This window comes from Cryobacterium frigoriphilum, assembly GCF_004403305.1.
Taxonomy (GTDB): domain Bacteria; phylum Actinomycetota; class Actinomycetes; order Actinomycetales; family Microbacteriaceae; genus Cryobacterium; species Cryobacterium frigoriphilum.
Window position 1 is genome coordinate 60,749 of sequence record NZ_SOHE01000029.1, and the last position, 26,931, is coordinate 87,679.

Sequence of the window (26,931 nt, forward strand, 5' to 3'; positions counted from 1 at the left end):
GCAGACAAAACCCCCACTCTCACGAGCGGGGGCAGACGGGTAACGAGAGCTTTCAGGCAGTCTCAGAGGCGGCCGACAGCGCGAGTGCCGCCCGCCGCATGGGTTCGATCGCCGCATCCACCAGGTCCGGCTGGAAGGTGATCAGGTTGAGGGCCGCCTCGATACCTCCGCCCAGCGCGATGGGTACGGCCAGCCCGAACGCATTGGGCTCGACCTCGGCAAAGGAGGTCGAGTAGCCCAATCGGCGTGCCTCCGAGATCTTTTCGCTTTCGTGAGCGACGGGCGGACGCAGCGACGACAGGGCATAACCGGCGGCAGCCCGGTCGAGAGGGTGGGTGCTTCCCTCCGCGAAAATCACCTTGAACTTGGCCTCCCGCGAGGTGACCACGCACAGCGCCACGGCTTCGCCGCCGTCGACCACCATGAGGGACACGGTTGCCCGCAAGGCATCGGCCAGGCTGCGCAGAATGGGAAGTGACAGTTCACGCAGGGACGAGAACGCACCGCCGGACAGCGCCAGCAGCCCGACCGCTCCGCGATAGCGCCCGTCTCGACCCTTGGCCACGAGGTTGGCATCGGCCAACGTGCCCAACAGTCGAGACGCGATCGTGCGATGCACGACGAGCGACTCGGCGAGTTCCTGAACGCTCACCCCCTCCACCGATCCGACCACGAATTTGAGGGCCGAGATACCTCGGGCAAGAGTTTGGGCGCCACCTCGGGCCGGGACTGTATTCACGCCTCTACCCTAACCAGACTCGGCCGTCCGAGTGCATTTAGCGCCCCGAGTCGACACATTTCGCCCCATCGAGTGCGGTGCCGCTGCGTTACCGCGCCGTGACCACGGTATTGATGCCGAAACCGGCGACCCACTCCTTGATTTCTTCATAGAACCGGTAGGTGACATCGTAAGAACCGAACTGTGCCATGGCGGAGTAGGCAGCAATCCACGTGCGCACCTCGTGCGATGAGTTGCCGGCCTGCTCGATGAAGTACTCGGTGGTCCAGCTGTCGATGGTCTCGATGGCACCGGAACCGAGAAGGTCCATGAACCGGTTGTCCCACGCCGAGTTGAGGGGCTGCATGAACGGAGCTTCGTCGGCCGCAAACAGCTTCGCGGCTTCAATGACACGTGATTCCGCCTTCGTGCGGTGCGCGGCCGTCATGACCTTGTTGTTGATCAGCCCCTCCTGCACGCGCTCCGGTGACGTGGCGAACTTGGGCACGGGCGGATCGTGCGAGAGTCCCCCCGAGCCGATGATGATGATGTTGCGATCGAGCTTCGCCAGGGATTTGCCGATGGCTTCACCGAGCAAACGGATGCGCTGAACGGGCCCGAAGTTGCCGGCCACCGAATTGATGAAAATGGGCACGACCGGGATGTTCTCCAACCCGCCGAAGAGGATGTCCATCGGCTGCGCGAATCCGTGGTCCACGACCATCTTCTCGGAAATGGGCAGGTCGAGCCCCGCCGCGAGGGCGTCGGCGTGCAGGTTCCAGGCCACCTCGTGGTCGACGCTGAGCGTACCCGATTTGGTGCCGAAGTCACCGATGGCTTCGGCCCGGGCGCCGATGCAGAAGGGCGGCATCATGTCGTAGAAGAAGCCGCTGTAGTGATCGGGGGCGAACACGATGGCCAGGTCAGGCTTGGCTTCCTGAACGAAGTTCCGAGCCGTCGCGAAGGCCGCGTCGACGCGGTCGCGAACTTCGATGGCCGGATGAACGAAATCGATGAGAGGCGAGTGCGAAATAGTGACAAGACGAGCGGTCACGGTCTACTCCTTTGTCTGTAAAGCCTGTGATGATTTTATGTAGTGCCGGATTCACGAGCCAACACACTGTGCCGGTTGCCGGAACAGGCTCGGGGGAACGCACACAGCCGTGGGGCCCGACGAATCGAACCCCACGACGCCACGCCGTTGACCTACTTGCTGAAGGCGGCAGCAGCTTTCGAGGTACCCGTCTCGGCGACCAGAACGGCCTTGCCGAGAACGCTGCTCGACGGAGAGATGATGAAGGACTCGGTGCTGGGCGACAGAGCCCGATCGGTGAAGTCCAGGTCGGTCGTCACGCCGGTCGAGATTGCCGAGAGCGAGTTGATGGCCTTCGTCAGACCGGCCCGGGTCAGGTCACCGTTGACGCAGGCGGTGTCGAGGGCATCGCCCAGCACGGTCGCCATGGCGTAGCCATAGTTGACCTCCTCGGTCGGCACGGTGTCGGCGGCGATGGTACCGGCGGTCACGCCGGCATCGAAGCCCGCGACAACCTTGGCGGTGGTCTCGGTTTCGTCACCGTACGGCAGCACGCTCGACACAATGAGCACGTTGGACTCGATGAACGCGCCCACCGGAGTGGTCAGCAGCGCCGGGTTGTAACCCGGTGTGTTGGTGACGATGGGCACATCCAGGCCCAGTGCGCTGGCGTTACCGGCGACGGAAGCGAGCTGCTTGGGCCCCGCGGCGACGAAGATCGCCGTGACGCCGGCCGAGTTCAGCTGTGCGATCTGCGCCGCGAGGTCGGTGTCCTTGGGGCTGATCATGACGGATTCGATGGTGAGGCCCAGTTCCTCGGCGGCGAATTCGGTTCCGGTCAGGGCATTTCCGCCGAAGTCACCGTCGAAGTAGATCTGACCGATGGTGTCGCCCTTGGCGATCTTGCCCTCGTCGAGAAGATAGCTGATGGCATTGATGTTGTCGATGGGGTACGTCGTTCCACCCAGGAGCACGTAATCGTCATCGAGAAAGTCGCCCGACCACGAGGCGACGGCAGCCGTGGTCTCCGTCTGCGTCAACGTGGGCTGCAGCGCCTTGATCACGGGCGAGCCAAGAAGCTGGGTGAGGGCGAGCACGTTGGGCTGCATGGCCTGAAACAGGGTCAGGGCCTTCTGCGGGTCGGATGCGTGGTCCTGCACCTCGATGGCGACCTGACGCCCACAGATTCCACCGTCGGCATTGCGGCCATCGAAGTAGATCTGGTTTCCGGCCACGATGGCCTTGGCCAGGGGGCCGTAGACATTGGACAGGTCGGTGATCGCACCCAGGTTGATGGTGTCAGCGGTGACGCCGATGTCGGTCTTGACGGAACCCGGGTCGACTTCGACGGCGGATTCCACCTTGCTCGAACAACCGACAAGAAGAACTGAGAGAGCGACCGTCGCAGCAGCGCTGACGTGCCAGCTTCGTTTCATCATATTTTTTCCTTAATTCTTGTGGGCGAACCGTCCCCGATGGTTCTGCTGTGGATGGGTACTGTTTCTGCTGGGGTGGGGAAACCTATTCGTCGCACCAGGCGACGGGTGATTCCGGCGAGGCCACCGGGCTCAAGGATCAAGATGGCAATGACGGCCGCACCGAAAATGATCTGGGACAGGAGACCCGGTGTGATGGTGCCGGCCCCTCCGGTCTGGGAGACAAAGGGCAGGGCGACGCTCGACAGCGTGATCAGAGTCGGGAGGGCCGTCACGATCACGGCGCCGGCGACCGCGCCCCCGATCGAGCCCATCCCGCCGATGATGATCATGGCCAGAAAGTTGATCGACATGGTCAACCCGAAGGATTCGGGAACGATGAACTGATACGACAGGGCCAGGAAGACGCCGGCCGCACCGGCGAAGGCCGAGGAGAAGACGAACGCTTCGGCCTTCTGGCGCTGAACGTCGACCCCCATGGCCGCCGCCGCGGCGGTGTTGTCCCGCAGCAGCTGCAGTGCCCGCCCGGACCGGCCGGTCACGATGCGCGACGCGACGACGATGGCGACGATGATGCCGAAGAGGGCGACGAACCACAGCCGCTCATTCATGCCAAACGGCACACCGAACACGGAGAAGTCCGGATCATTGCCCGAGAGCTGAAACTCGGCGATCGCGAGCGGGTCGATCTCGCGACCATTCGGGCCTCCCGTCAGCGGTCGCGCAGTAGCCAGGATGTGTTCGCCGATGAAGACCAGGGCGAGCGAGGCCAGGCCGAGGTAGAGACCTCTGAGCCTGGCCGCGACGGGGCTGAACAACAGTCCGGCCAGGGCCGCCAGGACAACGCCACCGGTGGCCGCCAGCAGGGGCGGCCAGCCCAGTCCCCAGAGCTGTGGGTCTTCGGGCGAGCCCGCCAGGAACGCGTAGCCGTACGCCCCGACCGCGACGAAGAAGCCATGAGCCAGAGACAGCTGACCGGCCGTTCCGACCAGCACGGTCAGTCCGATTGCCCCGATGGCCATGCCCATGCACAGGATGCCCAGGAAGAGCCATTTGCTCTCGGCAAAGAAGGGGGCGGCGATCATGAGCACCAGGGCGAGTGTGACGCTGCCCAGGCGAATCCAGGATGCTCGGCTGCGCGTGCGCAGGGTGCTAAACACGATTGACCTCCTTGGCCCCGAACAGGCCATTTGGTTTCAACAGAAGAACAAGGATCATGAGCACGTAGGGTGCCGCGTTGACGAAGCCGTCTCCCACGACTGCCGCGAAGAACTGGGAGTTTCCCAGCACGATCGCCTGGGTGAAACCAACGATGAGGCCACCGAAGATTGCCCCTTCACTGGAGTCCATACCGCCGATGATGATGGCCGGTACCGCGTTCATGGCGAGAAAGTGCGAGTGCGAATCCAGACCGATATTCGGATACGCCGCGAGAAAGATGCCCCCGACGACCGCGAGGCCACCACCGATCGCCCACGACGCGATGGCGACCCGGCGCTGACTTATCCCCATCAGGGCGGATGTCTCGGAGTCACTGGCCGCGGCTCGCATCTTGATGCCGAAGGTCGTGTACCGAAAGACCAGGAAGAACATGGTGATCAACACGATGGCGGTGACCATGGCGGCCACCCGTGCCTGCGAGATGCTCGCTCCCCCGATTTCAATGAGACCATCGCCCCAGGGATCGTTCATGCCGAAGATATTCGCCTGAATCTGCTGGGCCAGGAGCGCCACGGCGACGATGTCCACGCCGATGGTCATGATGGTCATCACGAGGTGGTCCTGGGTCTTGGCCGCTCCGACGATGAATTGGATGATGACGGCGGCGATCGCTCCCGCCGCGATGCCCGCCGCGGCGGCCAGCCAGAAGCCGAGCGCCGGCGACAGCAGTGAGACGACATAGGCACCGAAGAGCAGCAGCGACCCCTGAGCCAGGTTCACGACCTTGGTGCCCTTGTAGATCACCACGAACCCGAGCGCGATGAGGGAATAGATCGCCCCGAGTGAGAGGCCGAGAAGCAGAATCTGCAGCAGATTCATGAGGGGGTTCCTTCCAATTCTCGAAGTGCGTCCGGCTCCTCGGCGACCGATGCATCCGAAGCGTGAGTCGAGCCGAGGTAGGCGGCGATCACGGCCGGATTGGCCTGGATCTCATCGGGGGTGCCATCCGCGATCTGCTTGCCGAAGTCGAGAACCGTGACCCGGTCGGCGATGCTCATGACCATGGGCATGTCGTGCTCCACGAGCACGACGCTGATGCCGAGGGCATCGCGAATCGAGCGAATGAGCGACGCGATTTCCATTTTCTCGGCCGAGGGCATTCCCGCGACCGGCTCGTCGAGCATCAGCAGTTCCGGCTCGGTGGCCAGCGCCCGCGCCAGTTCGACTTTCTTGCGCCACCCATACGACAGCGTGCCGGTTTCGGTGTCGAGAACCTCCCCCAACCCCACGAAATGGGCGATCTCCACCACCCGGGCACGATGAAGGGCTTCCTCCCTGCGCGCCCATGGCAGCGCCAGGCCCGTGGAGATCATGCCCGATCTGGTGAGGCGAAACCGGCCAACCATCAGGTTGTCCATCACGCTTTCGTGCGGAGCCAGGGCGATGTTCTGAAACGCTCGCCCCAGTCCCGCAGCGGCGATCTTGTGCGGCGCCAGGTGGGTGAGGTCGATGTCACCGAACGTGACCTTGCCGCTATTGGCTCGATACAGACCGGAGATCACGTTGAAGCACGAGGATTTTCCGGCACCGTTGGGGCCGATGACGGCGTGAATGGAACCGGGCTCGACGGCAAAGGACAAACTGTCCAGCGCCTTGATCCCGCCGAACCTGAGGGAAACGTCTTCGAGGACTAACCTGCGGGACATTATGCCGTCCACCTTTCAAGGGGCTTGATCGCTCTCGGGGCGAATCCAATTTCGTCGGTGTTGCCGCCGAGAAAGAGGCGCTGCACATCGGCACTGCCTCGAAGAACGGATGCCTCGTCGGAGAGCACCACCCGGCCCTGTTCGATCACCGTTCCGAAGTCCGCAATGCCCAGTGCCATGGCGGCGTTCTGTTCGACGACGACGACGGTGATTCCTCGGCTGTTGATCTGTTGGATCACGCCGGCGACCTGCTCGACGGTCTGCGGGGCCAGGCCGAGAGTCGGCTCGTCGAGCAGCATGACCCGCGGTGAACTCATCATGCCGCGGCAGATGGCCAGGATCTGCTGCTGACCGCCGGAGAGCAGTCCGGCGCGCTGGGACTGACGTTCGGCGAGAATGGGAAAGAGTTCGAGGATCTCGCCGAGAACGCGGTCCCGGGTCCGACCGCTTTTCACGGTCGCGCCGCCGGCCTTGAGGTTGTCGAGCACCGTGAGGTCACCGAAGATCTTGCGGCCCTCGGGAACGTGCACGAGTCCGCGCGCGACGATCCCCGACGCCGACAGGCCGGTGATGTTCTTGCCGTCGAGGCTCACGGTTCCGCCGGCGACCGTGCCGCCGTGAAAGGACAGCACGCCCGATGCGGCTCGCATCAGGGTGCTCTTGCCCGCTCCGTTGCCGCCGATGACCGCGGTGATCTTTCCCACGGGGGCGCTCAGGCTGATCTGATTCAGAGCTTCAACACCGAGTCCGTATCGGACCGACAGTTCGTTGAATTCAAGCACTCGACGTTCTCCCTCTGGTCACTTCGTTGTGGGGGCATAAATAGAAGCGACGAGCTGTGCATTTAACGCTCAGCAACCATCGCTATATTCACAATGCCGGTCCGGCGAAGCGGCGCCAAGGAATCGTTCTGGCAGGTGGCACGGCGAGACAAATCGTGACCTGGCAGCGTCAGCGCGGATCTCCGAACGGCATAACCTGCGGCACCTGCGGGAACGACGTGATCAGGTGCAGAACGACGGTTCCCTCGATCGCACGGAGAATATGCGGGACATCCGCGGGGAACTTGACGAAATCTCCGGCGGCCAACCGCACGGTCTGGCCTTCGGGTCCCATCTCTGCATCGCCGGAAATCACCAGAACCTGATAGATGCTCCCGGCCGAAAGACCGTCCCTGGCCCGGTCGTGCCCGCTGGGCTCCAGCCGAACCATGCACGAGCGAACATAACCGGATCCATAGACCTGGTCGAGAATGCGAATGTCCCCGCCGAGACCCGATTGCCACTCGGCCGCCGACGACGATTGAACGCGCACGGGGGAACCCCATTCCGTCATCAAGGACCGCACGCTCGTCCCGAGGGCCATACTCAGGGCCTCGATCGTGCCAAGGGTGGGATTACCGACGCCCTGCTCGATTTTGGACAGCGTCTGCTTGGAGAGCCCCGCCTGCAGGGCCAATGCGGACATACTCACTTTTCGCTCACCGCGAAGCCGTTTGACGTTGCGAGCAACGAGCAGGTCTGACTCCGACATATGCCACCTCTTTCCGAAAGTTTGTCACTTATAGTAAGCCATTTCGTCACTCTTGACATACTTCGCCGCTTGTCGATATGTTGTCCTTAAACCCGATGACGTGTGAGTGTGTGCAAAGGACCCCCATGGACGAAAACCTCGATTCTTCTCGTGAAGAACGCACTGCCGTCGATAAGGCGTTGAGTCTGCTGTCCGCCTTCGGCGCTGAAGCCGACACGGGTATCGGCGTCAGCGAACTTGCCCGTCGGTCACACCTGAGCAAATCCACCGCCTTCCGGCTGCTCGGAATGTTGGAGCGAAACGGGGCGGTCGAACGCGCCGGCACCAATTACCGTCTCGGTCCCCTGCTGCACTCGCTGGGCTCGCAGGTCTACTCCCCGGCTCACGACAACATCCGGAACGCGCTCACCCCGTATCTCATGGAGCTCTACGAGACCGCGCACCAGACGGTGCATCTGGCCGTACTCCACGGCACCGATGTGATCTACCTCAACAAGCTGTTCGGGCATCGTCCCCTGCGGTCGCCCTCACGCATCGGAGGCCGGGTGCCGGCGTACTGCACGGGTGTCGGCAAGGTGCTTCTCGCCTATAACTTCGAGAACACCGAACTCACCCTCGCTCGGCCCCTCTCGGCCTGGACCCCCAAGACCATCACGGATCCCGACAAGTTTCGCGCCGCTCTGGCGAAGATCCGCGCGGAGGGGATCGGCTACGACGATGAGGAATCCGTCCTCGGCCTGAGCTGCGTGGCCGCCCCGATTCTGGGACCGAACGGCAAGCCCATTGCCGCCCTGTCGATTTCAGGGCAGACCGGCAAATTCTCGCCCGCCAGCCAGGCACACACCCTGCGCAAGGTCTGCTTCGCCGCCTCCCGCGCACTCGCTGCCACGGCGAAAACCCCACGCACCCCGGCCGCGAACACGACGACACCGGGGGTGCGAGCGCTGGCGCACTCCTCAGCGGGGGTCGGCGGCTGATTTCTCGCCTCGACACGGAGAAGCCCCGGTCACCCACGCTGTGGGTGACCGGGGCTTCTCCGTTGTCGCGACGTGCGCGGGTCGGTCGGTATCAGTCGGGAAGCTGAATGCCGGCCAGCTCGATGGCGACGTCGATGATCATGTCTTCCTGGCCGCCCACCACGCGACGGCGACCAAGCTCCAACAGGATCTCCGCCTCGGAGACCCCATAGCGCGCAGCCGCGCGGCGTGTGTGCAGCAGGAAGGACGAGTAGATGCCGGCGTACCCGAGCAGCAGACTTCCGCGGTCGAGCTTGGGCAGCTTGCCCTTGCAGATTTCGGCCACGATGTCCTCTGCCACGTCGATCAGCTCGAGCGTGTGCACGGACGTGCGGGCACCCGACCGGTCCAAAGCCGCAGCCAGTACCTCGGTCGCGGCGTTCCCGGCGCCGGCACCCAGCCCGTGGAGCGAGCCATCGACGATCGACACGCCGGCGGCCGCGGCCGCCAGGGCGTTCGCCACGCCCGAACCGAGGTTGTTGTGGGCGTGCATGCCGATCAGCATGTCATCACCGAGTCGAGCGCGCACGGCCTCCACCCGTTCGACGACCTGATGCGGCAGCATTGCGCCAGCGGAGTCCACGACATAGACGGTGTCGGCGCCCGCATCACGCATGATCTCGGCTTCGGTGGCCAGTCGGTTCGGTCCGACCATGTGGCTCATCATGAGAAAGCCAACGGTTTCCAGACCCAGCTTCTTGGCACCGTGCAGGTGTTCCAGGGAGATGTCGGCTTCGGTGCAGTGCGTGGCTACCCGAACCACGTCGATGCCGGCATCGTGGGCCCGCTTGAGGTCATCGAGGGTTCCGATTCCCGGCAACAGCAGCGCGGCGAGCTTGGCGTTCTTGATGACTCCGCGGGCAGCCGTGATGAGGTCGATGTCGTCTTCGGCGCTGAACCCGTAGTTGAAGGAGGATCCCCCGAGGCCGTCTCCGTGGGTGACCTCGATGACGTTCACTCCGGCGGCATCGAGCCCGCCGGCGATGGCGCGCACATCCGCGGCCCTGAACTGGTGCGCCACCGAGTGGGCGCCGTCGCGCAGCGTGGTGTCGCAGACGAGAATGTCGCGGCCCGCCAGCGGAGCGGCGACATCATCGGCGCCGACGACGGGCGAGGCCATGGGCTCGCGATAGGTGATATCGGTGTGTGTGCTCGTCATCAGATTCTTTCCTTCGTTGCGGCGCGCGCTCCAGCGGCCAGCGTCAGACCTGCGGGAGTGTGGCCGGTGAGGATCGCATGGCGTTCCGCGGCGGCGATCGACGCCGCGGTGATGATGTCCAGGTTTCCCGCGTAGGCGGGCAGGTAGTCACCCGCACCAGCGACGCGCAGAAAGATGGACACCTTCGTGGTGCCGCGGGGGCCGGCGCCGCGATCGATCTGGGGCTCCGAAACCAGCTCGTAGCCGGGCACATAGGCCTGCACCGCGGCCACCATCTCGTTGACGGAGTCGATGATCGCCTGCGGGTCGACGTTCGCGTCGACGGCGGCAAAGACCGTGTTGCGCATCATGATGGGCGGGTTGGCCGGGTTCAACACGATGATGGCTTTTCCGCGCTTGGCTCCTCCGACCTTGACCAGGGCATCCGAGGTCGTCTCGGTGAATTCGTCGATGTTGGCCCGTGTTCCCGGGCCGGCCGCACGCGACGAGATCGTCGAGACGATCTCGGCGTACTCGACCGTGGTGACGCGGCTGATCGCGGCCACCATCGGAACGGTCGCCTGACCGCCGCAGGTCACCATGTTCAGGTTGCGCTGGCCGGCCACCAGGTCCAGGTTCACGGCGGGAACCACGTAGGGTCCCACCGCCGCCGGGGTGAGGTCGAGCGCGAACAGACCGGCTTCCAGGTAACGCGGCGCGTTGAGGGTGTGAACGTGGGCCGACGTGGCCTCGAAGACCACGTCGAACTCATCCGCTCGATCAAGCAGAACCTGAACCCCTTCATGAGTCGCTTCGATACCGGCGGCCCGAGCACGCTTCAAACCATCGGATTCAGGGTCCACCCCGACGAGCAGAGACGGGATGAGCAGTTCGGAACGTTCGAGTTTTCTTATGAGGTCGGATCCGATGTTTCCCGAACCGACGACGGCACAGCGTAGAGACATTTCCACTTCTTTCTAGAGAGGGATTTCTTCGATAGCCGAGGGTTGCGCAAGCACCCACTCCGGCTCGGCGACAAGAAGCGACAGGGACTCCTGGTGGGTGTCGATGTCAACGACGAAGCGAAAACCGGCTTCCTCGGCCGCGGCCAGGGCTTCCAGCTGCCCCTCCGGGACCGCGAGCACGACGCGACGGCACCGAGCGGCATCCGTCAGCAGCGCATGCACGGCCGCGCCGACCGCAGCCGGGCTGGAGCCGGCGTCGACGCGCACTTCCCGGTCCTCGATGCCGACCGGGTAGGACCCTTCGAGGTGGTTCCCGACGACCTTGCGGGCCTCGAGCCCCCCGACGACACTCCCCCGGGCATCGCGTACCTGGTATCGCGCGGGCCAGTCGCGGCGCCCGGTCGAGCTCAGGTCGACGACGAAGGTGGCGTCGATTGGCAGTGTGGCAAAATCAGACATGGTTGGCCTCCGGGGTGAGTTCAGCGACCAGGCGGCGAATGGCCAGCTTGTCGAGTTTGCCCGCACCGTTGCGCGGCATCGACTCCACGATGTGCAACCGGGTGGGGAGTTTGTACCGTGCCAGATGCAGCGCCACGAAGTCACGCACGTCCTGCAGGGTGAGATCACCGGCGCCGGCCATCACGACGACCGCCGTCACGCTCTCGCCCCATTTCTCGTCGGCGACCCCGATGACGGCGTTGTCTGCCAGGGCCGGGTGGCCCGACAGCACTCGCTCGACCTCGGCCGGATACACGTTCTCGCCGCCGGTGATGATCATGTCCTTCAGGCGATCGACGATGAAGAGAAAACCGTCGTCATCGAGATAGCCGATATCGCCGGTTCGAAACCAGCCCCGCACGAAGGCATCGGCGTTCGCCTTCTCGTTGCGCCAGTACTCTCGAATGACGTTGGGCCCCTTGACCCACAGCTCGCCGCGCAGATCGGCCACGGTGACGTCTTCGCCCGAGGCGGTATCCACCAGCTTCACCTGGGTGAACGGCATCGGGATTCCGGCCGATCCGTTTTTCGTGCGGGTCAGGGCCGCCGGCAGGTACGTGGCGAACGGTGCCGTCTCGGTCAGTCCCCACGCCTGCTGAATGGCGATGCCGCGGCCCAGGAACTCCGAGATCAACGCGGTCGGAACCGGAGCGCCGGCGGCCACCGTCGACCGCAGGTTGCTCAGATCGGCCGAGGCGAAACCGGGCACCCTGGTCAGCGCCGCCAGCATCGCCGGAACGGCGAACATCGTGGTGACCTTGTAGTCCACCAGATCTTTGACCGTCTGTTCGGCATCTACGGAACGACGGATGATCGTGGTGGCGCCCGAGGTGAAGGCCCGCAACGTGAAGGCGTTCAATCCTCCGATGTGGAACAACGGCGCGACGGCGAGGTTGACATCGGTCGAGCGGGTGTCCACCACCGAGTCCACGTTGACGGCGTTCCACCACAGGTTTCCGTGGGTCAGCACGGCACCCTTGGGCCGTCCGGTGGTTCCCGAGGTGTAGAGCAACATCGCCACGTCGTCTTCCAACAGCACGACGGGTTCGACGCGGGTTGTGCCGGCCATGAATTCCGAGAGTGAGTTCCAGTGCTCGGGGGCGTTCTCGTAGGCCGCCAGCGCGGCGTCATTGTCGACCAGCAGCGGATGGGTCGAAATGTCGTGCGAGATCGAGTCGAAGATGGCAGCGTGCCCGGGTTCGACGACCACGATTTTGGGTTCGAAGTCATGCAGTTGGTTGGCGACCTCTTCCGCGGCGAGGCGAAAGTTCAACGGAACATAGACGGCACCCACCCAGGCACACCCCAGCAGCACCACCATAAAGTTGAGGCTGTTGACTCCCATGTAGGCCACCCGATCACCGGCCTGAACGCCGTAGTCCAGAAGTCCGGTGGCGAAATGACGAGCCTCTGAGTAGATGTCGGCATAGGTGTAGTTCGTGCCCTCGTAGATGGCCCCGACCGCATCCTTTTTAAAGGTGGCATGCTGCCGGATGCGCTCGACGGGACTGATATTGATCTGGCTCACAGGTCATCGCCTCCGGCTGCGGTGCGGAATCCGCGCACGCCGATTCCACCGTCCACGTTGATTATGTTGCCGGTGATGTTTCCGCTGTTCCGAGCCGAAGCAAGGAGCACGTAGGAACCGGTGAAATCTTCCGGTTCGACACTGGAATCACGCAGCGGAATGAAGGGGTTGTCGCCCTTGTTCGGGTTGCGGGCGAAGGAGTCTGCAATGGAGCGGTCCTTCAGGCCGATGGAGGCGGGACCGCGCAGGTCGGTGTTCATCCCGCCACAGGCGACGCCGTTGACTCTCACCTTGGGCGCCAACTCGTAAGCCAGCTCGGTAACCAATCCTCGGGCGGCGAACTTGGATGCCGTGTAGAGAGGGCCGCCGCCGTTGGAGTAAAAAGACGAGTTGGACAGCGACATGATGATGCTTCCGCGGGTTTTCACCAATTCCGGCCAGGCCGCCTCGGCGGCCAGCAGGTAGCCCTTGACGTTGATCGCAAAGACCTCGTCGAAGGCAGCCGACAGCTCTTCGCCGTTCAGCCGCGTGATGCTGCGCTGATAGTCCCAGATCCCCGCGTTCGGAACGAGCGTGTCGAGCTTGCCGAACCGTGCCACGGCCGTCTCCACGGCACGGTGCATGTCGGCGCTGGAGGTGACGTCACCCGTCACCGGCAGAATACGTTCGCCGCGGTCACCGGCGGTCGCCACAACCTCGTCGAGGGTCGACTGCGACCGCCCGACGATGACCACGTTCGCTCCCTCGTCGAGAAACCGCAGGGCGATGGCCCGTCCCAGGCCGGTGCCTCCGCCGGTGATGAGTGCCGTCGTGTCCTCGAGCCAACCGCGCTGTTGAGTCGTCATAGCGGTTGTCCTACTCGGCCAGAAAATCGAGGACGAGGCGTTCGAACTCGGCCTTGCGCTCAACTTGGACCCAGTGCCCGCAGTTGCCGAAAACGTGCATCTGAACGTTGCGGATGTTCGCGAGCATGACGCCGGCGCCCGCCAGGGTGATGGTACGGTCGTCGCGGCCCCACAGCAGCAGAGTGGGGGCGGTGATCTTGTGCACATCGCGCCAGAGCGGATCCATGCCGCGGCGCTTCGCGAACGCGTTGTTGTACTCGTGGTAGAACGCGATGTGCCGGGGGTCGAGCGACGCGTCGTATCGCTTCTGGATCGAGGCCGCATCGAATTGGCGCGGGTCAGCCACCATCATGCTGACGAAGTCCTTCATCTTCTTGAGAGTGGGACCCTCTCCGTTGTAGTACCGGAACATCATTTTCTGGCCCTCGGTCGGGCGTGGTCCTTCGGGGAACCAGCCTCCGCCCGGAGCCATCAGGATCAATTTCAGAACGCGTGTGGGAGCGGCGATGGCCATGGCGATGGCGGCGGCTCCCCCCAGGCTGTTGCCCATGAGGTGGAAGCGATCGATGCCGGCGTTGTCGAGGGCTTCGAGCAGAGCCTCGACCGTGATGTTGGTGATTCCCTTGTCGAGCAGGTCGGCTTCGGTGGGGATATAGCTGTCACCGAAGCCGGGCTGGTCGGGAAGGATGACCTCGAAGTCGTCCACGAAGGCGGGCAGGTTGTCGCGGTAGTTGGCCAGCGCCGAGGCCCCTGGTCCCCCGCCGTGCAGCATCACGAGGGGGGCGCCGGCACCCGAACGTGAAATGGAAATATCACCGAACTGTGTCGACACCGTCGTGGTGGTGATCTCGGCGGCCGTGTCTTGGCTCATGGTCTGTGACGTCATAGTGTTTTCTTCCTGGGAAATAAGACAGATTCGAGCCGGTTAGAAGAACGTGCTGATGTTCTTGGCCTGCAGCACGTTGGCTTCGAACAACAGGGTGCGTTTGGCCAGTTCAAAGCCGTAGACGCCCCCTTCGCGCAGGAGGTCGGTGCGGCCGCCCGCGAAAATGTTCGTTTCCTTTTCGAGCCGGTTGCGGTAGACGAGAAAGGCGGAGCGAACGAGCAGACCGTCGGGATGTTCCCGCACGGTGACGTTGGAGACCAGGTGGCGGGTGCGCGAGGGCGGGTCTTCCGACCAGGCCATTCCGGTATCGAAACGACGGATGCGCCACGCCAGACTCTCTTTGGTTTCGTCATAGAACGCTGCTTCATCCGGCTGCAGTATGGACAGCGCCTGCTGCCGACGCAGTCGATTGGTGCGCACCGGAGCCCAGTAGCGCAGGTCCTCGGCCAACATCTCGAGCCAGTCACCGAAGCGACCGTCGTCGAGAGTCTCCGCTTCGAGATTGTAGAACTGGGTGACCTTGAAGTGGGTCTCCATGTCGGCGAGCCGGCCCTGTTCGAGGGTGTCGGTTCCTGGTTTCAGAACGGCGGAGGTGGCGGTCATGATGCGATGCCTCTCGTGAGTTTTTTGAGATTGACGGCGGGATTGGCGAGGTCAGCCGCAGTCACGGCCGTTCCGGCTGCAATGATCCGGCGGGCCGCCCGCACCGCCATGGAGTCATTGATCGAGGCGGCCGCGACGAGGGTGGAACCGTTGACGCGAAAGAGAACGAAGGAGTCATCCTGGGTGGAGCCGCGAAAGACGCTCTCCGCTGCGGCCGACATGTCGCCGGCGACTTCGAGATGGATCCCGGCGCGATCCGACCAGAACCAGTGCGAGTCGGCGTGGTCGGGCTCGAGGCCGAGGATTCCCCGCGCGGTCGCCGTTCCACTCAACCGTGCCGATTCCCAGTGCTCGTTGCGACGAGCCAGCTCCCCGTCGGCCGTTCTGGTGCGGGCCATATCACCGGTTGAGAACACCCGGGGGTGACTCGTGCGGTGATTGCTGTCGACGATGACTCCGTTGTCGACTTCCAGACCCGCCGCCACAGCGAGCTGGGTGTTGGGGGTGATGCCGATTCCGACCAGAATCTGGTCGATGTCCAGGCGCTCACCGCTCTCGAGCACGGCCGCGACGTAATCGCCGCTGTCGTCGGCGATCAGCTGCGTCAGCGAGCCCTGGATGGTGCGGATGCCGCTGCCGGCGTGATGCGCGTGCAGGTACCGGGCCATGTCCAGGCCCACCACGGGCACCAGCGGCGGTTCGAATGGGTCGACCAGAGTCACCGTCGCGCCGAGAGTGGCGGCCGACGACGCGGTTTCCGCGCCGATGAGGCCCGCACCCACGATCAACAGCCGGGTACCGACGGAAATGGCCGCGTGCAGCGCATTGGCGTCTTCGACGGTGCGCAGGGTGTGGATGTTGGACGCCGTCCCGGTGTCGAGCGGCAGCTTGCGAGCGGCACCGCCCAGGGCCAGCACCACTACGTCGGCACAGAGATCCCGGCCGTTCGCCAGGGTGACCGTGCCACTATCGGGGTCGAGCGCCGTGATGGCAGACCCCAAAACGAGCGCGATGTTCTTCTCGACGTACCATTCCGGTTTGGCGAACGCGAGATGTTCGATCGTCGAGCTTCCCAGCAGGTAGTCCTTGCTGAGCGGCGGTCGATCGTACGGCGGGGCGGTCGACGCATCGACGATGGTGATATCGCCCGCGTATCCCAGCTCGCGCAGGCTTGAGGCCGTCTGGAATCCGGCCATGCCGCCACCGGCGATGAGCACGGACGAGACGTTCATGCCTTGACTCCGGCCGGAACACCGGGGTAGAGGATGACATCGCCGTTCTCGAGCACCACGCGGTGGGTGCGCATATTCTCGGAGGCCGGCATCGACAGCACTTCCCCGGAGGCCAGACAGAACCGTCCCGAGTGCATCGGGCACTCGACCTCGCCGTTCTCGATCCAGCCCTCCGACAACGATGCCGTGGCGTGACTGCACGTGTCGTTCAGGGCGAAGTATTCTCCATTGTCGAAGAAGACCGCGATGTCATCATCCGCTCCCGTGATGGCTCGGTCGATCTTGATGGCCTCGCCATCCTCGATGTCGCCGTCCTGAGCGACCACGAACTTGTTCTCGCTCATTCGTTCGGCTCCTCGTGCCAGGCGGGGGTATCCATCAGCTGGGCCCATTTGCGGTAGAAATTGCGGCCGGCGGCATCGCTGTAGAGTTCGCTGGTCGTGCCGGGATACACACCGTCCTCCCGCTCGGATCCGATCCCCATCTGCAGGTTCAGCGCGACCGAGTTCGTGACGAAACCGTTGGAGATGGACTGCACCTCGCTCCAGTTTTCCCCGTCGTCGGATTCGAAGATCCCGCTCGGCCCGAAGGTACGCAGGTTGTAGAGACGCTGAGCTTCACGGACCTCGGGAGACATGCTCTTGTCCAGAATCGTCCAGGCCCACACCTCCATCTTGTTCGGCCCCTTCGGGTGCCAGATACGGATGCTGCCGTTGATGGGCAGGTAGGAGAAGTTCGGGAAGATCGTGCCGTGACCGGTCGTCATCGGGCCTTCAACTGTGGCGTCGCCCAGGCGTTCGCGCAGAAAACCGTAGTCGTAGTGTTCGTGGACCTTCTGAGCGTCGAATCGGCTCTTCGGGTGCGTCGGAAAACCGGCCCCGTGGCCGCCCTGCTCGTCGTGGAACTGACGACCCGGCGTGTTGGCGATCTCGGATTTGGGGCCCTTGCCCGTGGGCGAGAGCACCATGAGCGCCGAGGCATGAGACATGTTGACGTGGTACCAGTCGGTGGCGAACTGTTCGGCAGCGAGCTTCCAGTTGCCGTCGAGTTCCCATTTCATGATTCCGCCGACGACGACCGTGCCCTCCGGGTCTTTGTCGAGGAAGGCATCCATGTAATACTTGGCGCCGCCGAGCGCATCGGGCAGTTCCGGGGCGCTGGGGTTCCAGGTCGCGAAGATCAGTCCCTTGTAGTTGTCGATTTGGGCGACCTCGACGAGGCCCCAGTCCGCGGTATCGAAATTCTCGTCATAGCCGGCAACGTTGGGTACGTTGGAGAGCTTGCCCTCGAGGTCGTACGTCCAGCCGTGGTAGGTGCAGGTGAAGTTCTTGGTCGTTCCGTAGTCCGCGCGACACACGCGGGCGCCGCGGTGGCGGCATGAGTTGAGAAAGGCGCGAATCTCGCCGTCCTTGCCCTTGGAGACGATGATCGGATCCTCACCCATGAAGGTCGTGAAGAAGTCGCCGGTCTTCTTGAGCTGGTCGACGTGCCCCAGGAACAGCCAGCTGGGCGCGAATACGCGGCGCAGTTCCTGCTGGTACAGGCCCTCGTCGGTGAAGATTGCACGATCTACGAGGCCAGACGTGGAATCAACCATTCCTGCGACCTCGAAGTTGTGGTGAATCCCCGTCGGCCGATGAAGAGCACCCTTCGGTGTCTCGGCAACTGATCCCGTCGAGGGGAGGCGTTTTGCAGCCATGGTGACCTCACTGTCTAGTAGTTCTGTCTGGTACTTCGAATGCGAATGGTGAAAAAGTCTGGTGACCCGCGAGGTCAGTCCGACGTCGTGATGGTGGCTGAGCTGAATCCGGGTGCGCTAACGCTCCAGGAGACCCCCGCCTCGAGCGGCACGCTGGCGTGCACCGCGCCGGCCAGGATTATCTCCCCGGCGGCCAGATCTTCCCCGAGTTCCCCCAGGCGATTGACAACCCACAGCGCTCCCAGCAGCGGGTCGCCGAGCACTTCCCTGCCCGCTCCCTGGGCCACAACGTCTGCGTTGCGCTCGAGCGTGAGAACCGTTTCGGGAAGGGCGTCCAGAAGCTCCGGCGTTGCCTTCATTCCCTGGCCGACGACCAGGCGCGCGGATGACGCGTTGTCAGCCACGGTGTCGGCCAGCTTGATCTTCCAGTCGGCGATGCGTGAGTCGATGACCTCCATCGAGAGATGAACCTCATCGACCAGGTCGCGCAGCTGCGCCAGGGTGTACCGTCCAGCCGGAACATCCCGGCCGAGACGAAACGCGAATTCGCCTTCCACCCGGGGTGAGATGAAAACCGACAGGTCCAGGGTCGCCGGAGCCCGCACGAGCATGTCGTCGGTGATGGCGCCGTAATCGGGCTGGTCGACCCCCAGCTGTTGCTGCATGGCCAGGGAGGTGAGCCCGACTTTGCGGCCCACAATGGTTCGGCCGGCGGCGAGTTTGCGAGCCGTGTTGATCTGCGCAATGGCATACGCATCATCGACCGAGAGGTTCGGGTGGTCGTGGGTCAGCGCGACGATGGGGCGAAGCGTCGCCTCGGCGTCACATAGAGCGTCGGCGAGGGCGGCAACGGTGCGGGCGTCAAGCTTCGCGCTCAGATTCTGATCGATGGTCATATCCCTATCTGACCCGTTTCACCCCACTCGGTGTTAGTCCATGTGCCGGACTCTGGAACACGGCAGCAAGTATTCTGCGGAACCGCTCCCTGTCCCGGTCAATGGAACGCGCCCACGACTCGTGAGTGGGCGGATGGGCAAACTGGTGCTGCCTCACTCCCAACGAAGAGAGTTCCTTATGCGTGCCGCTGTCGCTGCCAGTCAAAACTTTGACGACCCACTGTCCTGTCTCGTCGTGCAGGATGTGCCTGAACCCGAAGCCAGACCGGGCTGGGTGCGCGTGCGCGTCGTTGCATCATCCATAAACCCGCATGACCTGTGGACCCTGCGCGGGGTGGGGCATCCGGCCGATCGGATCCCCATCATTCTGGGTTGCGACGCGGCGGGCTACACCGATGACGGCCGCGCCGTGTTGGTACACCCCGTGATCGCGAGCGCCGATCGGGGAAGCGGTGACCCGACGATGGACCCGCAGCGTGCCCTGCTCTCGGAGATGCATAACGGTGGTTTTGCGGAATACGTGCTGGTGCCCGAGACGAGTCTCGTTCCCAAACCCGATTTTCTCAGCTTCGAAGAGGCCGCGGCACTTCCCGTCGCCTGGGGCACGGCGTATCGCATGCTCTTCTCGCGGGCCGGGTTGCAGGCCGGCGACCGCGTACTCGTGCAGGGAGCCACCGGTGGGGTGGCCAGCGCCGCCATCGCACTGGCCCGCGCAGCCGGCGCCGTGGTCTACGCAACGACGCGTGACGCGTCGAAGTTTGACTTCGCGCGGGAATGCGGTGCTCACGAGGTCTTTCTCAGCGGTGCGCGCCTGCCCGAGCGCGTGGACATCGTCGTGGAGACCGTGGGCGAGGCGACGTGGTCACACTCGCTCAAGGCCCTGCGGCCGGGTGGGACCGTCGTGATTTGTGGCGCTACCTCAGGCCCGAACGCGAACGCCGACCTCAACCGAGTCTTCTATCAGCAACTCTCGATCATCGGTTCCACCGGCTGCACCGTGACGGAGCTTCGCGGCCTGCTTCGCCTCATGCAGACGGCGGGCCTTCGACCGAAGATTGAACAGACCGTGTCCCTTGAGAATATTCGGGACGGGTTCGAGTTGCTCCTGGCGGGCGCCAACCGCGGCAAGATCGCGGTGAAGGTGTCCGAGGCGTAGCTCGGGTCCGCGAGTGCCCTGACCCCGAGACAGGAACGGGGCTGGGGCCCGCGACCGTGTCGTGTCGGGGTCTCGGCGCACGGTCCGAATGACCGCCCAGCCAGACTGCAACGCTAGGCTCGGCGGGTATGGGAAACGTGTCGGGTCAGCACGATGTCGATATCGCGGCAGCCCCGGTCGCCCGGCCGCGGCGCACGAGCCGACGAGCGGCATCCGTCTGCGTGATCGTGGCGGCGCCAGCACGGCGATCATGCTGCCGCGGTTCTGGTCAGACGTCGAAATCGTGAGCGGGCCGTGAGCCGGTTCATCGGTGTCGATCTGGCCTGGGGCGAGGGCACCGCGGCGCGACGGGCAAACGAGACCGGACTCGTGCTGATGGATGCCTCTGGCACGGTTCGTGACGCCGGCTGGGCTCGCGGAATCGACGCCGTCGCCGCCTGGCTGATCGAGGTAGCCGAGCCCGGCGACGTCATCGCCATCGACGCTCCGCTCATCGTCTTCAACCCGAGCGGGATGCGCGAGTGCGAAAGGGAGGTCGGCCAGCGCTACGGGCGCTGGAAGGTCGCGGCGAACGCGTCGAGCCTGACATTGCCCTGGCTCGGCGGTGTGACCCTGCGCCGGCAGCTCGAGGCCGCCGGGTTGCGCTATACCGACGGGACGCATCCGCCGGCCCCGGGTGAGATCGAATTCTTCGAGTGCTACCCGTACACGACCCTTGTCGGCGCTGAAGAGTTCGGCTACGACGAGCAGCGCCCCCGCTACAAACGCCCCGCACTCGCCATGCCGGCGAGCGAACGCCGGGCCTTTCGCGCGGCCGAATGCGACGAACTCCTGCGCCGGATGTCTGCCCTCGCCGCCGCGGATCCCCCGCTGAATCTGCGGTCGCATCCGGTGACGAAACCCCTGCTCACCTCACCGTCGCCGCTCATCGATGCCGCCTACAAGCACCGGGAAGACCTGCTCGATGCGGCACTGTGCGCCTGGACGGCTGCCTTCTGGACCCGTTTCGGGCTGTCGCGCTGTCAGGTTCTGGGTGCCTCCGACACCCCGGATTGCGCCGGTCGTCGACCGGTGATCATCGCCCCCGCCCGGCCGGAGCAGCGCCCCGCCCCCCGCGGGCCCGGCCGCGCGCCCGGCCGCGAGAGCGGGTGAATCGTCGGTTAGCGACAGCCACACCGACGATTCACCCGCTCTCGCGAGCATGGGGTGAGACCACGGGGTGAGACCATGGGGGTCGCTACACTCGAACGCATGGCACTCATCTACGACGCCGTACTGCGGCCGAGCAAGACCGAACTCATCTCAGCGTGGGCCGAGGCCCAGCCCTGGTTCGCCGGCGACGCGGGCACGGAGGTCACCCGGGTCGCCACCTACCGCTTCGACGACCCCGACGGCGAGGTCGGCATCGAAACCCTGCTCGTGCGCGCGGGCGCCGGCCCGCTGCTGCAGGTGGCGCTCACCTACCGCGGCGCGCCGCTGCCCGGCGCCGACGCCTGGCTGATCGGCACCATGTCGCATTCCGTGCTCGGTGAGCGGTGGGTGTACGACGCCGTGGGCGACCCGGTCTACCTCGCCGCCGTCAGCACGGCGGCGTGCACGGGCGGGCGCCACGCCGAACAGTACCTCGAGCGTGACGGCGAGCGGGTGCCGATCGAGCCGACGGCCGAGGTCGCCGGAAGCGGCCCAGCGGGCACGACCGTGCCCCCGGTCGGTTCGCCGATCGTGATGCACCACGAGTCCGGAGTCACCGTCGCGACCGCGGGATCGTTGCGGGTGGTACTGATGCGCAACCTCGAGGCATCCGTCGTTTCCTCCGAGCCGGCCGCTCACACCGCGACCCTGTCGGGCTCTTGGTCCGGCCAGCCCTTTCCCCGCATTCTGCTGACCGTCCGCGGCTGAGTCGCGGAGAACGCACCTTCAGCGTCAGCACGAAGGCACGAAGTCCGCAACTCAGCCGCGCAGATTCCTAACGGCGCACGATCGAGCGCAGCAGGCGCAGCGCGACCGACAACGACGCCATGTCGTCCTTGTCGAGTGCGTTGACCTCCTCGAAAACGCTGCGCGCGCGGCCGAGCTGCTCCTGGTTGAGCGCCTCCCAGGCGAGCAGACGGTCTTCGGCGGTGACGACATCCGTGCCCGGCGCCGGCTCGAGCGTGCCGGTCGACTCCCACACGGCCTTGGCCATGTCGGCGATCGTGGAGTACAGATCGTCGCGCAGTGCGGCTCTGGCGAGCGCCTGCCAGCGGTCTTTACGCGGCAGCGCCGTGATGCGTTCGAGCAGATTGTCGACCCCGAATCGCGCATACACCTGGTAATACACGGCCGCGACATCGGCGATCGGCGCCTTCGTCTGAGCGGCAACCTTGGCCACGTCGAGCAACGCGAACGCCTCGAACAGCTCCGACCAGCGGCGCCCGAGGTGTTCGGGAACGCCCCATTCCTCAGCCTTGGCGCGCTGCTCCTCAAGCCGCTGCAGGTCAGCGCCCTGCAGGTACGCGCCGAGGTGCGCACGCAGCTCGTCGACCTGCGGCTTGTACTTGGCAACGACCTCCGCCACCGAGCGGGTGCCGCCCTGGTTTACCTGCCAGCGCACGGCCCGGTCGAGCAGCCGCCGCATGTCGAGGTGAATCGCGGTCCAGTGCTCGGTCGGGAACGACGAGGGCAGCGCGCCCAGCTCGTCGACCATCTTGTCAAGCTCGAAAATCTCCCGCAGCGCGACGAAGGCGCGGGCGACGACGGCCTGATTGGCGCTCGTCTCCTCCATCGCCCGGAACGCGAACGTGATGCCGCCGAGGTTGATCATGTCGTTGGCGACGACCGTGGCGATGATCTCGCTGCGCAGCGGATGCGTGTCGAGCTCGGCATCGAACCGCTCCGACAGCTGCGCCGGGAAGTACCGGCGCAGGGTCGCGCCGAACCACGGGTCGTCCCCGAGATCGCTTTTGCCCAGACTCGTCGCGAGCTCGATCTTCGCGTACGCGGCGAGCACCGACAGCTCCGGGGAGGTGAGGCCCTGCCCGGTGTCGAGGCGTTCCCGCAGGGTGACCGTCGTCGGCAACGCTTCGAGCTCACGGGTCAGGTCGCCCGAGGACTCCAGCCAGTTCATCAGGCGTTCGTAACTCGGGCTCCAGTTGGTGACGAGCATGCGGTCGTTGAGCAGCAGGATGTTCTGGTCCACGTTGTCCTGCAGCACGAGCCGACCGACCTCATCGGTCATTTCGGCGAGAAAACCGGCCCGTTCGGCCGGGTCGAGCTTGCCGGCGGCGACCATCCGGTCGACGAAGATCTTGATGTTGACCTCGTGGTCGGAGCAGTCCACACCGGCGGAGTTGTCGATGGCGTCGGTGTTGAGAATGACCCCGGCGAGCGCTGCCTCGATGCGGCCCCGCTGGGTGAGGCCGAGGTTGCCGCCCTCGCCGACGACCTTGACCCGCAGGTCACGGCCGTCGACGCGAATGGCGTCGTTGGCCTTGTCGCCGACCTGCGCTGCCGTCTCCGTGCTGGCCTTGACGTAGGTGCCGATGCCGCCGTTGTAGAGCAGGTCGGCCGGCGCGAGCAGAATCGCCCGCAGCAGTTCCGGCGAGCTCAGCCGAGCGGTGTTGTCGGGCAGGCCCAGCGCGGCGCGCACCTCGGCGCTGATCGGGATTGCCTTGGCCTGGCGCGGAAAGATGCCGCCGCCGGTGCTGATCAGACGGGCGTCGTAGTCCGCCCACGACGAGCGCGGCAGGTCGAACAGGCGTTGACGCTCGGCAAAGGAGGCCGCCGGGTCGGGGTTCGGGTCGAGAAAGATGTGCCGGTGATCGAACGCGGCAATCAGCCGAACGTGCTGCGAGAGCAGCATTCCGTTGCCGAAGACGTCGCCGGACATGTCGCCGACGCCGACGACGGTGAACTCCTCGCTCTGCGCGTCGACCGACAGCTCGCTGAAGTGCCGCTTGACCGATTCCCACGCGCCGCGCGCGGTGATACCCATCGCCTTGTGGTCGTACCCGATGGAGCCGCCCGAAGCGAAGGCGTCACCGAGCCAGAATCCGTAGTCGGCGGCCAGCGAATTCGCGATGTCCGAGAACGCCGCGGTGCCCTTGTCGGCCGCCACCACGAGGTAGGTGTCGTCGTCGTCGTGACGCACGACGCGGGCCGGTGGCACCACGTGCTCGGCGGCATCCGTCGTCACGAGGTTATCGGTGAGGTCGAGCAGCCCGCGAATGAACGTCTTGTAGCTCTGCACGCCCTCGGCCATCCAGGCGGCACGGTCGACGGATGCGTCGGGCAGCGCTTTGGCAAAGAAACCCCCCTTCGCGCCGGTCGGTACGATGACCGCGTTCTTGACCGTCTGCGCCTTGACCAGTCCCAGCACCTCGGTGCGAAAGTCCTCCCGACGATCGGACCAGCGCAGCCCACCGCGGGCGATCTTGCCGAAGCGCAGGTGCACTCCCTCGACCCGCGGGGAGTACACCCAGATCTCGAACATCGGCTTCGGAAACGGCAGCAGTTCGATCTGCTGCGGGTCGAGCTTGATGCTGAGGTAGGGCTTGTTCTGAAAGTAGTTGGTGCGCAAGCTGGACTCGATGAGGTTGATGAAGGTGCGCAGCACCCGGTCGGCGTCGAGGGTCGGCACCTGCTCCATCGCGAGGCTCAGCCGTTCGCGGATCGATGCGACCAGCTCGTCGCGGGCATCCGCCGCGAGGTCGGGGTCGAACCGGGCTTCGAACAGCGCCACGAGGGCATTGGCGACGGCCGGGTTGGCGATGAGGGTGTCGCCCACGAACCCGTAGGAGTTGGTGTTGCCCATCTGACGCAGATACTTCGCGTAGCTGCGCAGAATCACCACGCGCTGCCAGGTCATGCCCTCGCGCAACACGAGCCGGTCGAGGCCGTCTGACTCGCTCGCCCCGTGCACCGCAGCGCCGAAGGAGTCGGCGAGCAGCTGGCCGGTCGCCACGGGGTCGACGCCGGTCGGATAGGTCAGCCCCAGATCGTAGAGATAAAAGTGGCGTTCGTCGGCGGTTTCAATTTCAAACGGACGCTCGTCGAGCACCTGAATGCCGAGGTTGTGAAAGTACGGCAGAATCTGGCTGAGGCTCTGCGGCTTCGACATGTAGATCTTGACGCGCGCGTCTTCGTCGCCGTCCGCGCCGTCACTGGCGGGCAGGTAGACGTGGAAGCCGAGCGGTGCCGCCGCGTCGGAATCGGTGCCGCCCGAGGCGGCTACCTCTTCAAACCGGGCGATGTCCTCGAGGGCATCGTCGGTCTCATAGTCGACCTGATAGCTCGCAGGAAACGCATCGGCCCAGAGTCCGGCGAGTCGTTCGGCCTGCTCCATCGGGTGGACCTCATGCAGCTGTTCGGTGATGCCCTCCGGCCAGGAGCGCACCGCCATGACGAGGCGGCGTTCGAGGGCGGCCGGGTCAACGTCGCCGATCGGGGCATCCTTGGGCAAGCGGATGCGGAAGAACAACCTGGCCAGCGCCGATTCGCTCATGCGGGCCTCAAAGTCCACCGAGACCGCGTCGTAGGTTTGCTGCAGCTCCTTCTCGACGCGCAGCCGCACCGCGGTCGTGTACCGGTCGCGGGGCAGGTAGACGAGGGCTGACATGAACCGGCCATAGACATCGGGGCGCAGGAACAACCGGGTGCGGCGGCGTTCCTGCAGCCGCTGAATCGCGCGCACGGTCGACGCGAGGGTGTCAACATCGATCTGGAACAGCTCGTCGCGCGGGTAGGTTTCCATGATTCCGAGCAGGTCTTTGCCGCTGTGTGAGCCGGGCGGAAAGCCGATCTGCTTCATCACGGCGGATACCTTTTCGCGCAGCACCGGCACGGTCTCGACCGAGCTCGTGTAGGCGCTCGCGGCGAACAGCCCAATGAAGCGGCGTTCACCGTTCACGTTGCCGGCGGCGTCGAAGCTCTTGATGCCGATGTAGTCGAAGTAGGCCGGGCGGTGCACGGTCGAGCGGGAGTTGGCCTTGGTGATCACGAGGGCGCCGCGCTCCCTGGCCTTGTGCCGGCCGGCGACGGTCAGGTGCTGGATCTGGTGGGCGTCGTCGGCGTGCCGCAGCAGCCCCAGGCCGCTGCCCTCACGGATGGAGAGCACGTCTTCGCCGCCGAGGGACCTCAGGTCGTACTCCCGGTAGCCGAGAAAGGTGAAGTTGCCGGCGTCGAGCCAGCGCAGCAGGTCTTGGGTCTGCCTGAGGTCACGGATCTCACGGCCGTTCGTGACCGTGTCGAGGGAGTTGGCGATCTGGCCGGCCTTGACGAGCATGAGCTGCCAGTCGTCGACGGCGGCACGCACGTCGCCGAGTACCTTGCCGAGGCCGGCGATCAGGCTGGCCTGCGCCTCCTCGCTGGCCCGGTCGATTTCGACGGCGATCCAGGATTCGAGGTGCGAGGCGTCGTCGCCGGTCGCGATGAGGTGCGCGATACTCGTCATCGCGCTGGTATCGCCGCTGGAGACACCGACGCTGGCCGGCATCCGGTTGACGCCCGTGAGGTCACCGGTCGCGCGATTGCGGGCCACGACGAGCAGCGGGTGCACAACGAGGTGGATGGCAGAGTTCTGCCGCACGAGTTCGGCGGTGACGGAGTCGACGAGAAATGGCATGTCGTCGGTGACGATATAGAGCACGCTGCGGCCCGGTTCGGTGCGGATCGACACGTTCGCGGTCTTCGCCGGGCGGGTCTGCGCGACCTCGGTGTGAGCCAGGGCGCGCGCTTCAAGGGTGGCGCTGGTGTAACCCGCGGCGTCTTCCTCGGCCAGATGCTCGTAATAGTCGGCGATGAAGGAGTCGTGCGTGCCGAGTGGGGACGAGCCCCTGGTGGATTCAAACGTCATCGAAAATGCGCCTCCATTGGCAATATTTCGTTTTATTACGTACGCAGCAG

At 64.9% G+C, this 26,931-nt stretch carries 25 protein-coding genes; 5 read left to right on the plus strand and 20 right to left on the minus strand.

Features of this window, described 5'->3' with window-relative positions:
• Positions 1–52 precede the first annotated feature (52 nt).
• From E3T55_RS06615 to E3T55_RS06650, 8 genes are all read right to left on the minus strand, one after another.
• Entirely contained in the window at positions 53–739 is a 687-nt protein-coding gene (locus E3T55_RS06615) for an IclR family transcriptional regulator (protein WP_134518781.1), read from the minus strand.
• Between the two features lie 88 nt (positions 740–827).
• Positions 828–1,772, minus strand: coding sequence for a 3-carboxyethylcatechol 2,3-dioxygenase (locus tag E3T55_RS06620; protein WP_134518782.1), 945 nt, complete (start codon positions 1,770–1,772; stop codon positions 828–830).
• 152 nt (positions 1,773–1,924) lie between these two features.
• Positions 1,925–3,190 (minus strand): ABC transporter substrate-binding protein, encoded by a 1,266-nt coding sequence (locus E3T55_RS06625; RefSeq protein ID WP_134518783.1) that lies wholly within the window; start codon positions 3,188–3,190, stop codon positions 1,925–1,927.
• A complete protein-coding gene (locus tag E3T55_RS06630) occupies positions 3,187–4,347 on the minus strand; it encodes a branched-chain amino acid ABC transporter permease (protein ID WP_166791701.1) in 1,161 nt (386 codons plus the stop codon). The genes E3T55_RS06625 and E3T55_RS06630 overlap by 4 nt, the downstream gene beginning before the upstream one ends.
• The gene (locus E3T55_RS06635) at positions 4,340–5,227 is read right to left on the minus strand and encodes a branched-chain amino acid ABC transporter permease (RefSeq protein WP_134518785.1); all 888 of its coding nucleotides are present in this window, start codon (positions 5,225–5,227) and stop codon (positions 4,340–4,342) included. The genes E3T55_RS06630 and E3T55_RS06635 overlap by 8 nt, the downstream gene beginning before the upstream one ends.
• Positions 5,224–6,054 carry an ABC transporter ATP-binding protein gene (locus E3T55_RS06640; RefSeq protein WP_134518786.1) on the minus strand — a complete coding sequence of 277 codons (831 nt, stop codon included), beginning with the start codon at positions 6,052–6,054 and terminating at the stop codon, positions 5,224–5,226. Before E3T55_RS06640 ends, E3T55_RS06635 begins: the two co-directional genes overlap by 4 nt.
• A complete protein-coding gene (locus E3T55_RS06645) occupies positions 6,054–6,836 on the minus strand; it encodes an ABC transporter ATP-binding protein (protein WP_134518787.1) in 783 nt (260 codons plus the stop codon). Before E3T55_RS06645 ends, E3T55_RS06640 begins: the two co-directional genes overlap by 1 nt.
• 169 nt (positions 6,837–7,005) lie before the next feature.
• Positions 7,006–7,587, minus strand: coding sequence for a helix-turn-helix domain-containing protein (locus E3T55_RS06650; protein ID WP_134518788.1), 582 nt, complete (start codon positions 7,585–7,587; stop codon positions 7,006–7,008).
• 125 nt (positions 7,588–7,712) lie between these two features.
• On the opposite strand from E3T55_RS06650, the gene E3T55_RS06655 reads away from it, so the two are divergent.
• A complete protein-coding gene (locus E3T55_RS06655) occupies positions 7,713–8,564 on the plus strand; it encodes an IclR family transcriptional regulator (RefSeq protein ID WP_134518789.1) in 852 nt (283 codons plus the stop codon).
• A 91-nt stretch (positions 8,565–8,655) separates the two neighbouring features.
• On the opposite strand, the gene dmpG is transcribed toward E3T55_RS06655, so the two are convergent.
• From dmpG to E3T55_RS06710, 11 genes are all read right to left on the minus strand, one after another.
• Complete coding sequence (dmpG, locus tag E3T55_RS06660; protein WP_166791702.1) at positions 8,656–9,762, minus strand: 4-hydroxy-2-oxovalerate aldolase; 1,107 nt, start codon at positions 9,760–9,762, stop codon at positions 8,656–8,658.
• On the minus strand, positions 9,762–10,706 hold the full coding sequence (locus E3T55_RS06665; RefSeq protein WP_134518790.1) for an acetaldehyde dehydrogenase (acetylating): 945 nt from the start codon (positions 10,704–10,706) through the stop codon (positions 9,762–9,764). The genes dmpG and E3T55_RS06665 overlap by 1 nt, the downstream gene beginning before the upstream one ends.
• A gap of 12 nt (positions 10,707–10,718) precedes the next feature.
• The gene (locus E3T55_RS06670) at positions 10,719–11,165 is read right to left on the minus strand and encodes a hypothetical protein (protein ID WP_134518791.1); all 447 of its coding nucleotides are present in this window, start codon (positions 11,163–11,165) and stop codon (positions 10,719–10,721) included.
• A complete protein-coding gene (locus E3T55_RS06675) occupies positions 11,158–12,732 on the minus strand; it encodes an AMP-binding protein (RefSeq protein ID WP_134518792.1) in 1,575 nt (524 codons plus the stop codon). Before E3T55_RS06675 ends, E3T55_RS06670 begins: the two co-directional genes overlap by 8 nt.
• Entirely contained in the window at positions 12,729–13,577 is an 849-nt protein-coding gene (gene hcaB / locus E3T55_RS06680) for a 3-(cis-5,6-dihydroxycyclohexa-1,3-dien-1-yl)propanoate dehydrogenase (protein WP_134518793.1), read from the minus strand. Before hcaB ends, E3T55_RS06675 begins: the two co-directional genes overlap by 4 nt.
• A 10-nt stretch (positions 13,578–13,587) precedes the next feature.
• Positions 13,588–14,463, minus strand: coding sequence for an alpha/beta fold hydrolase (locus E3T55_RS06685; RefSeq protein WP_198418526.1), 876 nt, complete (start codon positions 14,461–14,463; stop codon positions 13,588–13,590).
• Between the two features lie 39 nt (positions 14,464–14,502).
• A complete protein-coding gene (locus E3T55_RS06690) occupies positions 14,503–15,066 on the minus strand; it encodes a 3-phenylpropionate/cinnamic acid dioxygenase subunit beta (protein ID WP_134518794.1) in 564 nt (187 codons plus the stop codon).
• A complete protein-coding gene (locus E3T55_RS06695; RefSeq protein ID WP_134518795.1) occupies positions 15,063–16,298 on the minus strand; it encodes an NAD(P)/FAD-dependent oxidoreductase in 1,236 nt (411 codons plus the stop codon). The genes E3T55_RS06690 and E3T55_RS06695 overlap by 4 nt, the downstream gene beginning before the upstream one ends.
• A complete protein-coding gene (locus tag E3T55_RS06700) occupies positions 16,295–16,642 on the minus strand; it encodes a non-heme iron oxygenase ferredoxin subunit (RefSeq protein ID WP_134518796.1) in 348 nt (115 codons plus the stop codon). The genes E3T55_RS06695 and E3T55_RS06700 overlap by 4 nt, the downstream gene beginning before the upstream one ends.
• Positions 16,639–17,895, minus strand: coding sequence for an aromatic ring-hydroxylating dioxygenase subunit alpha (locus E3T55_RS06705; protein WP_241992917.1), 1,257 nt, complete (start codon positions 17,893–17,895; stop codon positions 16,639–16,641). The genes E3T55_RS06700 and E3T55_RS06705 overlap by 4 nt, the downstream gene beginning before the upstream one ends.
• Before the next feature lie 176 nt (positions 17,896–18,071).
• Positions 18,072–18,893, minus strand: coding sequence for a 2-keto-4-pentenoate hydratase (locus tag E3T55_RS06710; protein ID WP_134518798.1), 822 nt, complete (start codon positions 18,891–18,893; stop codon positions 18,072–18,074).
• A 244-nt stretch (positions 18,894–19,137) separates the two neighbouring features.
• On the opposite strand from E3T55_RS06710, the gene E3T55_RS06715 reads away from it, so the two are divergent.
• From E3T55_RS06715 to E3T55_RS06730, 4 genes are all read left to right on the plus strand, one after another.
• Positions 19,138–20,049, plus strand: coding sequence for a zinc-binding dehydrogenase (locus tag E3T55_RS06715; protein WP_338145119.1), 912 nt, complete (start codon positions 19,138–19,140; stop codon positions 20,047–20,049).
• An 88-nt stretch (positions 20,050–20,137) separates the two neighbouring features.
• Positions 20,138–20,347 carry a hypothetical protein gene (locus E3T55_RS06720; protein WP_134518800.1) on the plus strand — a complete coding sequence of 70 codons (210 nt, stop codon included), beginning with the start codon at positions 20,138–20,140 and terminating at the stop codon, positions 20,345–20,347.
• Positions 20,344–21,201 carry a DUF429 domain-containing protein gene (locus E3T55_RS06725; protein WP_134518801.1) on the plus strand — a complete coding sequence of 286 codons (858 nt, stop codon included), beginning with the start codon at positions 20,344–20,346 and terminating at the stop codon, positions 21,199–21,201. Before E3T55_RS06720 ends, E3T55_RS06725 begins: the two co-directional genes overlap by 4 nt.
• 99 nt (positions 21,202–21,300) lie before the next feature.
• Entirely contained in the window at positions 21,301–21,948 is a 648-nt protein-coding gene (locus tag E3T55_RS06730; RefSeq protein WP_134518802.1) for a CG0192-related protein, read from the plus strand.
• A 67-nt stretch (positions 21,949–22,015) separates the two neighbouring features.
• Here E3T55_RS06730 and E3T55_RS06735 read toward each other — a convergent pair whose 3' ends face one another.
• Positions 22,016–26,881, minus strand: coding sequence for an NAD-glutamate dehydrogenase (locus E3T55_RS06735; RefSeq protein ID WP_134518803.1), 4,866 nt, complete (start codon positions 26,879–26,881; stop codon positions 22,016–22,018).
• Between the last annotated feature and the right edge of the window lie 50 nt (positions 26,882–26,931).

What these genes read in the sequence shown, in the direction of transcription:
- E3T55_RS06625 (WP_134518783.1), bottom strand. Translation starts at nt 3,190, where the DNA reads ATGATGAAACGAAGCTGGCACGTCAGCGCTGCTGCGACGGTCGCTCTC.
- E3T55_RS06635 (WP_134518785.1), bottom strand. Translation starts at nt 5,227, where the DNA reads ATGAATCTGCTGCAGATTCTGCTTCTCGGCCTCTCACTCGGGGCGATC.
- E3T55_RS06640 (WP_134518786.1), bottom strand. Translation starts at nt 6,054, where the DNA reads ATGTCCCGCAGGTTAGTCCTCGAAGACGTTTCCCTCAGGTTCGGCGGG.
- E3T55_RS06650 (WP_134518788.1), bottom strand. Translation starts at nt 7,587, where the DNA reads ATGTCGGAGTCAGACCTGCTCGTTGCTCGCAACGTCAAACGGCTTCGC.
- E3T55_RS06655 (WP_134518789.1), top strand. Translation starts at nt 7,713, where the DNA reads ATGGACGAAAACCTCGATTCTTCTCGTGAAGAACGCACTGCCGTCGAT.
- dmpG (WP_166791702.1), bottom strand. Translation starts at nt 9,762, where the DNA reads ATGACGAGCACACACACCGATATCACCTATCGCGAGCCCATGGCCTCG.
- E3T55_RS06665 (WP_134518790.1), bottom strand. Translation starts at nt 10,706, where the DNA reads ATGTCTCTACGCTGTGCCGTCGTCGGTTCGGGAAACATCGGATCCGAC.
- E3T55_RS06670 (WP_134518791.1), bottom strand. Translation starts at nt 11,165, where the DNA reads ATGTCTGATTTTGCCACACTGCCAATCGACGCCACCTTCGTCGTCGAC.
- hcaB (WP_134518793.1), bottom strand. Translation starts at nt 13,577, where the DNA reads ATGACGACTCAACAGCGCGGTTGGCTCGAGGACACGACGGCACTCATC.
- E3T55_RS06685 (WP_198418526.1), bottom strand. Translation starts at nt 14,463, where the DNA reads ATGACGTCACAGACCATGAGCCAAGACACGGCCGCCGAGATCACCACC.
- E3T55_RS06690 (WP_134518794.1), bottom strand. Translation starts at nt 15,066, where the DNA reads ATGACCGCCACCTCCGCCGTTCTGAAACCAGGAACCGACACCCTCGAA.
- E3T55_RS06695 (WP_134518795.1), bottom strand. Translation starts at nt 16,298, where the DNA reads ATGAACGTCTCGTCCGTGCTCATCGCCGGTGGCGGCATGGCCGGATTC.
- E3T55_RS06700 (WP_134518796.1), bottom strand. Translation starts at nt 16,642, where the DNA reads ATGAGCGAGAACAAGTTCGTGGTCGCTCAGGACGGCGACATCGAGGAT.
- E3T55_RS06705 (WP_241992917.1), bottom strand. Translation starts at nt 17,895, where the DNA reads ATGGTTGATTCCACGTCTGGCCTCGTAGATCGTGCAATCTTCACCGAC.
- E3T55_RS06710 (WP_134518798.1), bottom strand. Translation starts at nt 18,893, where the DNA reads ATGACCATCGATCAGAATCTGAGCGCGAAGCTTGACGCCCGCACCGTT.
- E3T55_RS06720 (WP_134518800.1), top strand. Translation starts at nt 20,138, where the DNA reads ATGACCGCCCAGCCAGACTGCAACGCTAGGCTCGGCGGGTATGGGAAA.
- E3T55_RS06730 (WP_134518802.1), top strand. Translation starts at nt 21,301, where the DNA reads ATGGCACTCATCTACGACGCCGTACTGCGGCCGAGCAAGACCGAACTC.
- E3T55_RS06735 (WP_134518803.1), bottom strand. Translation starts at nt 26,881, where the DNA reads ATGACGTTTGAATCCACCAGGGGCTCGTCCCCACTCGGCACGCACGAC.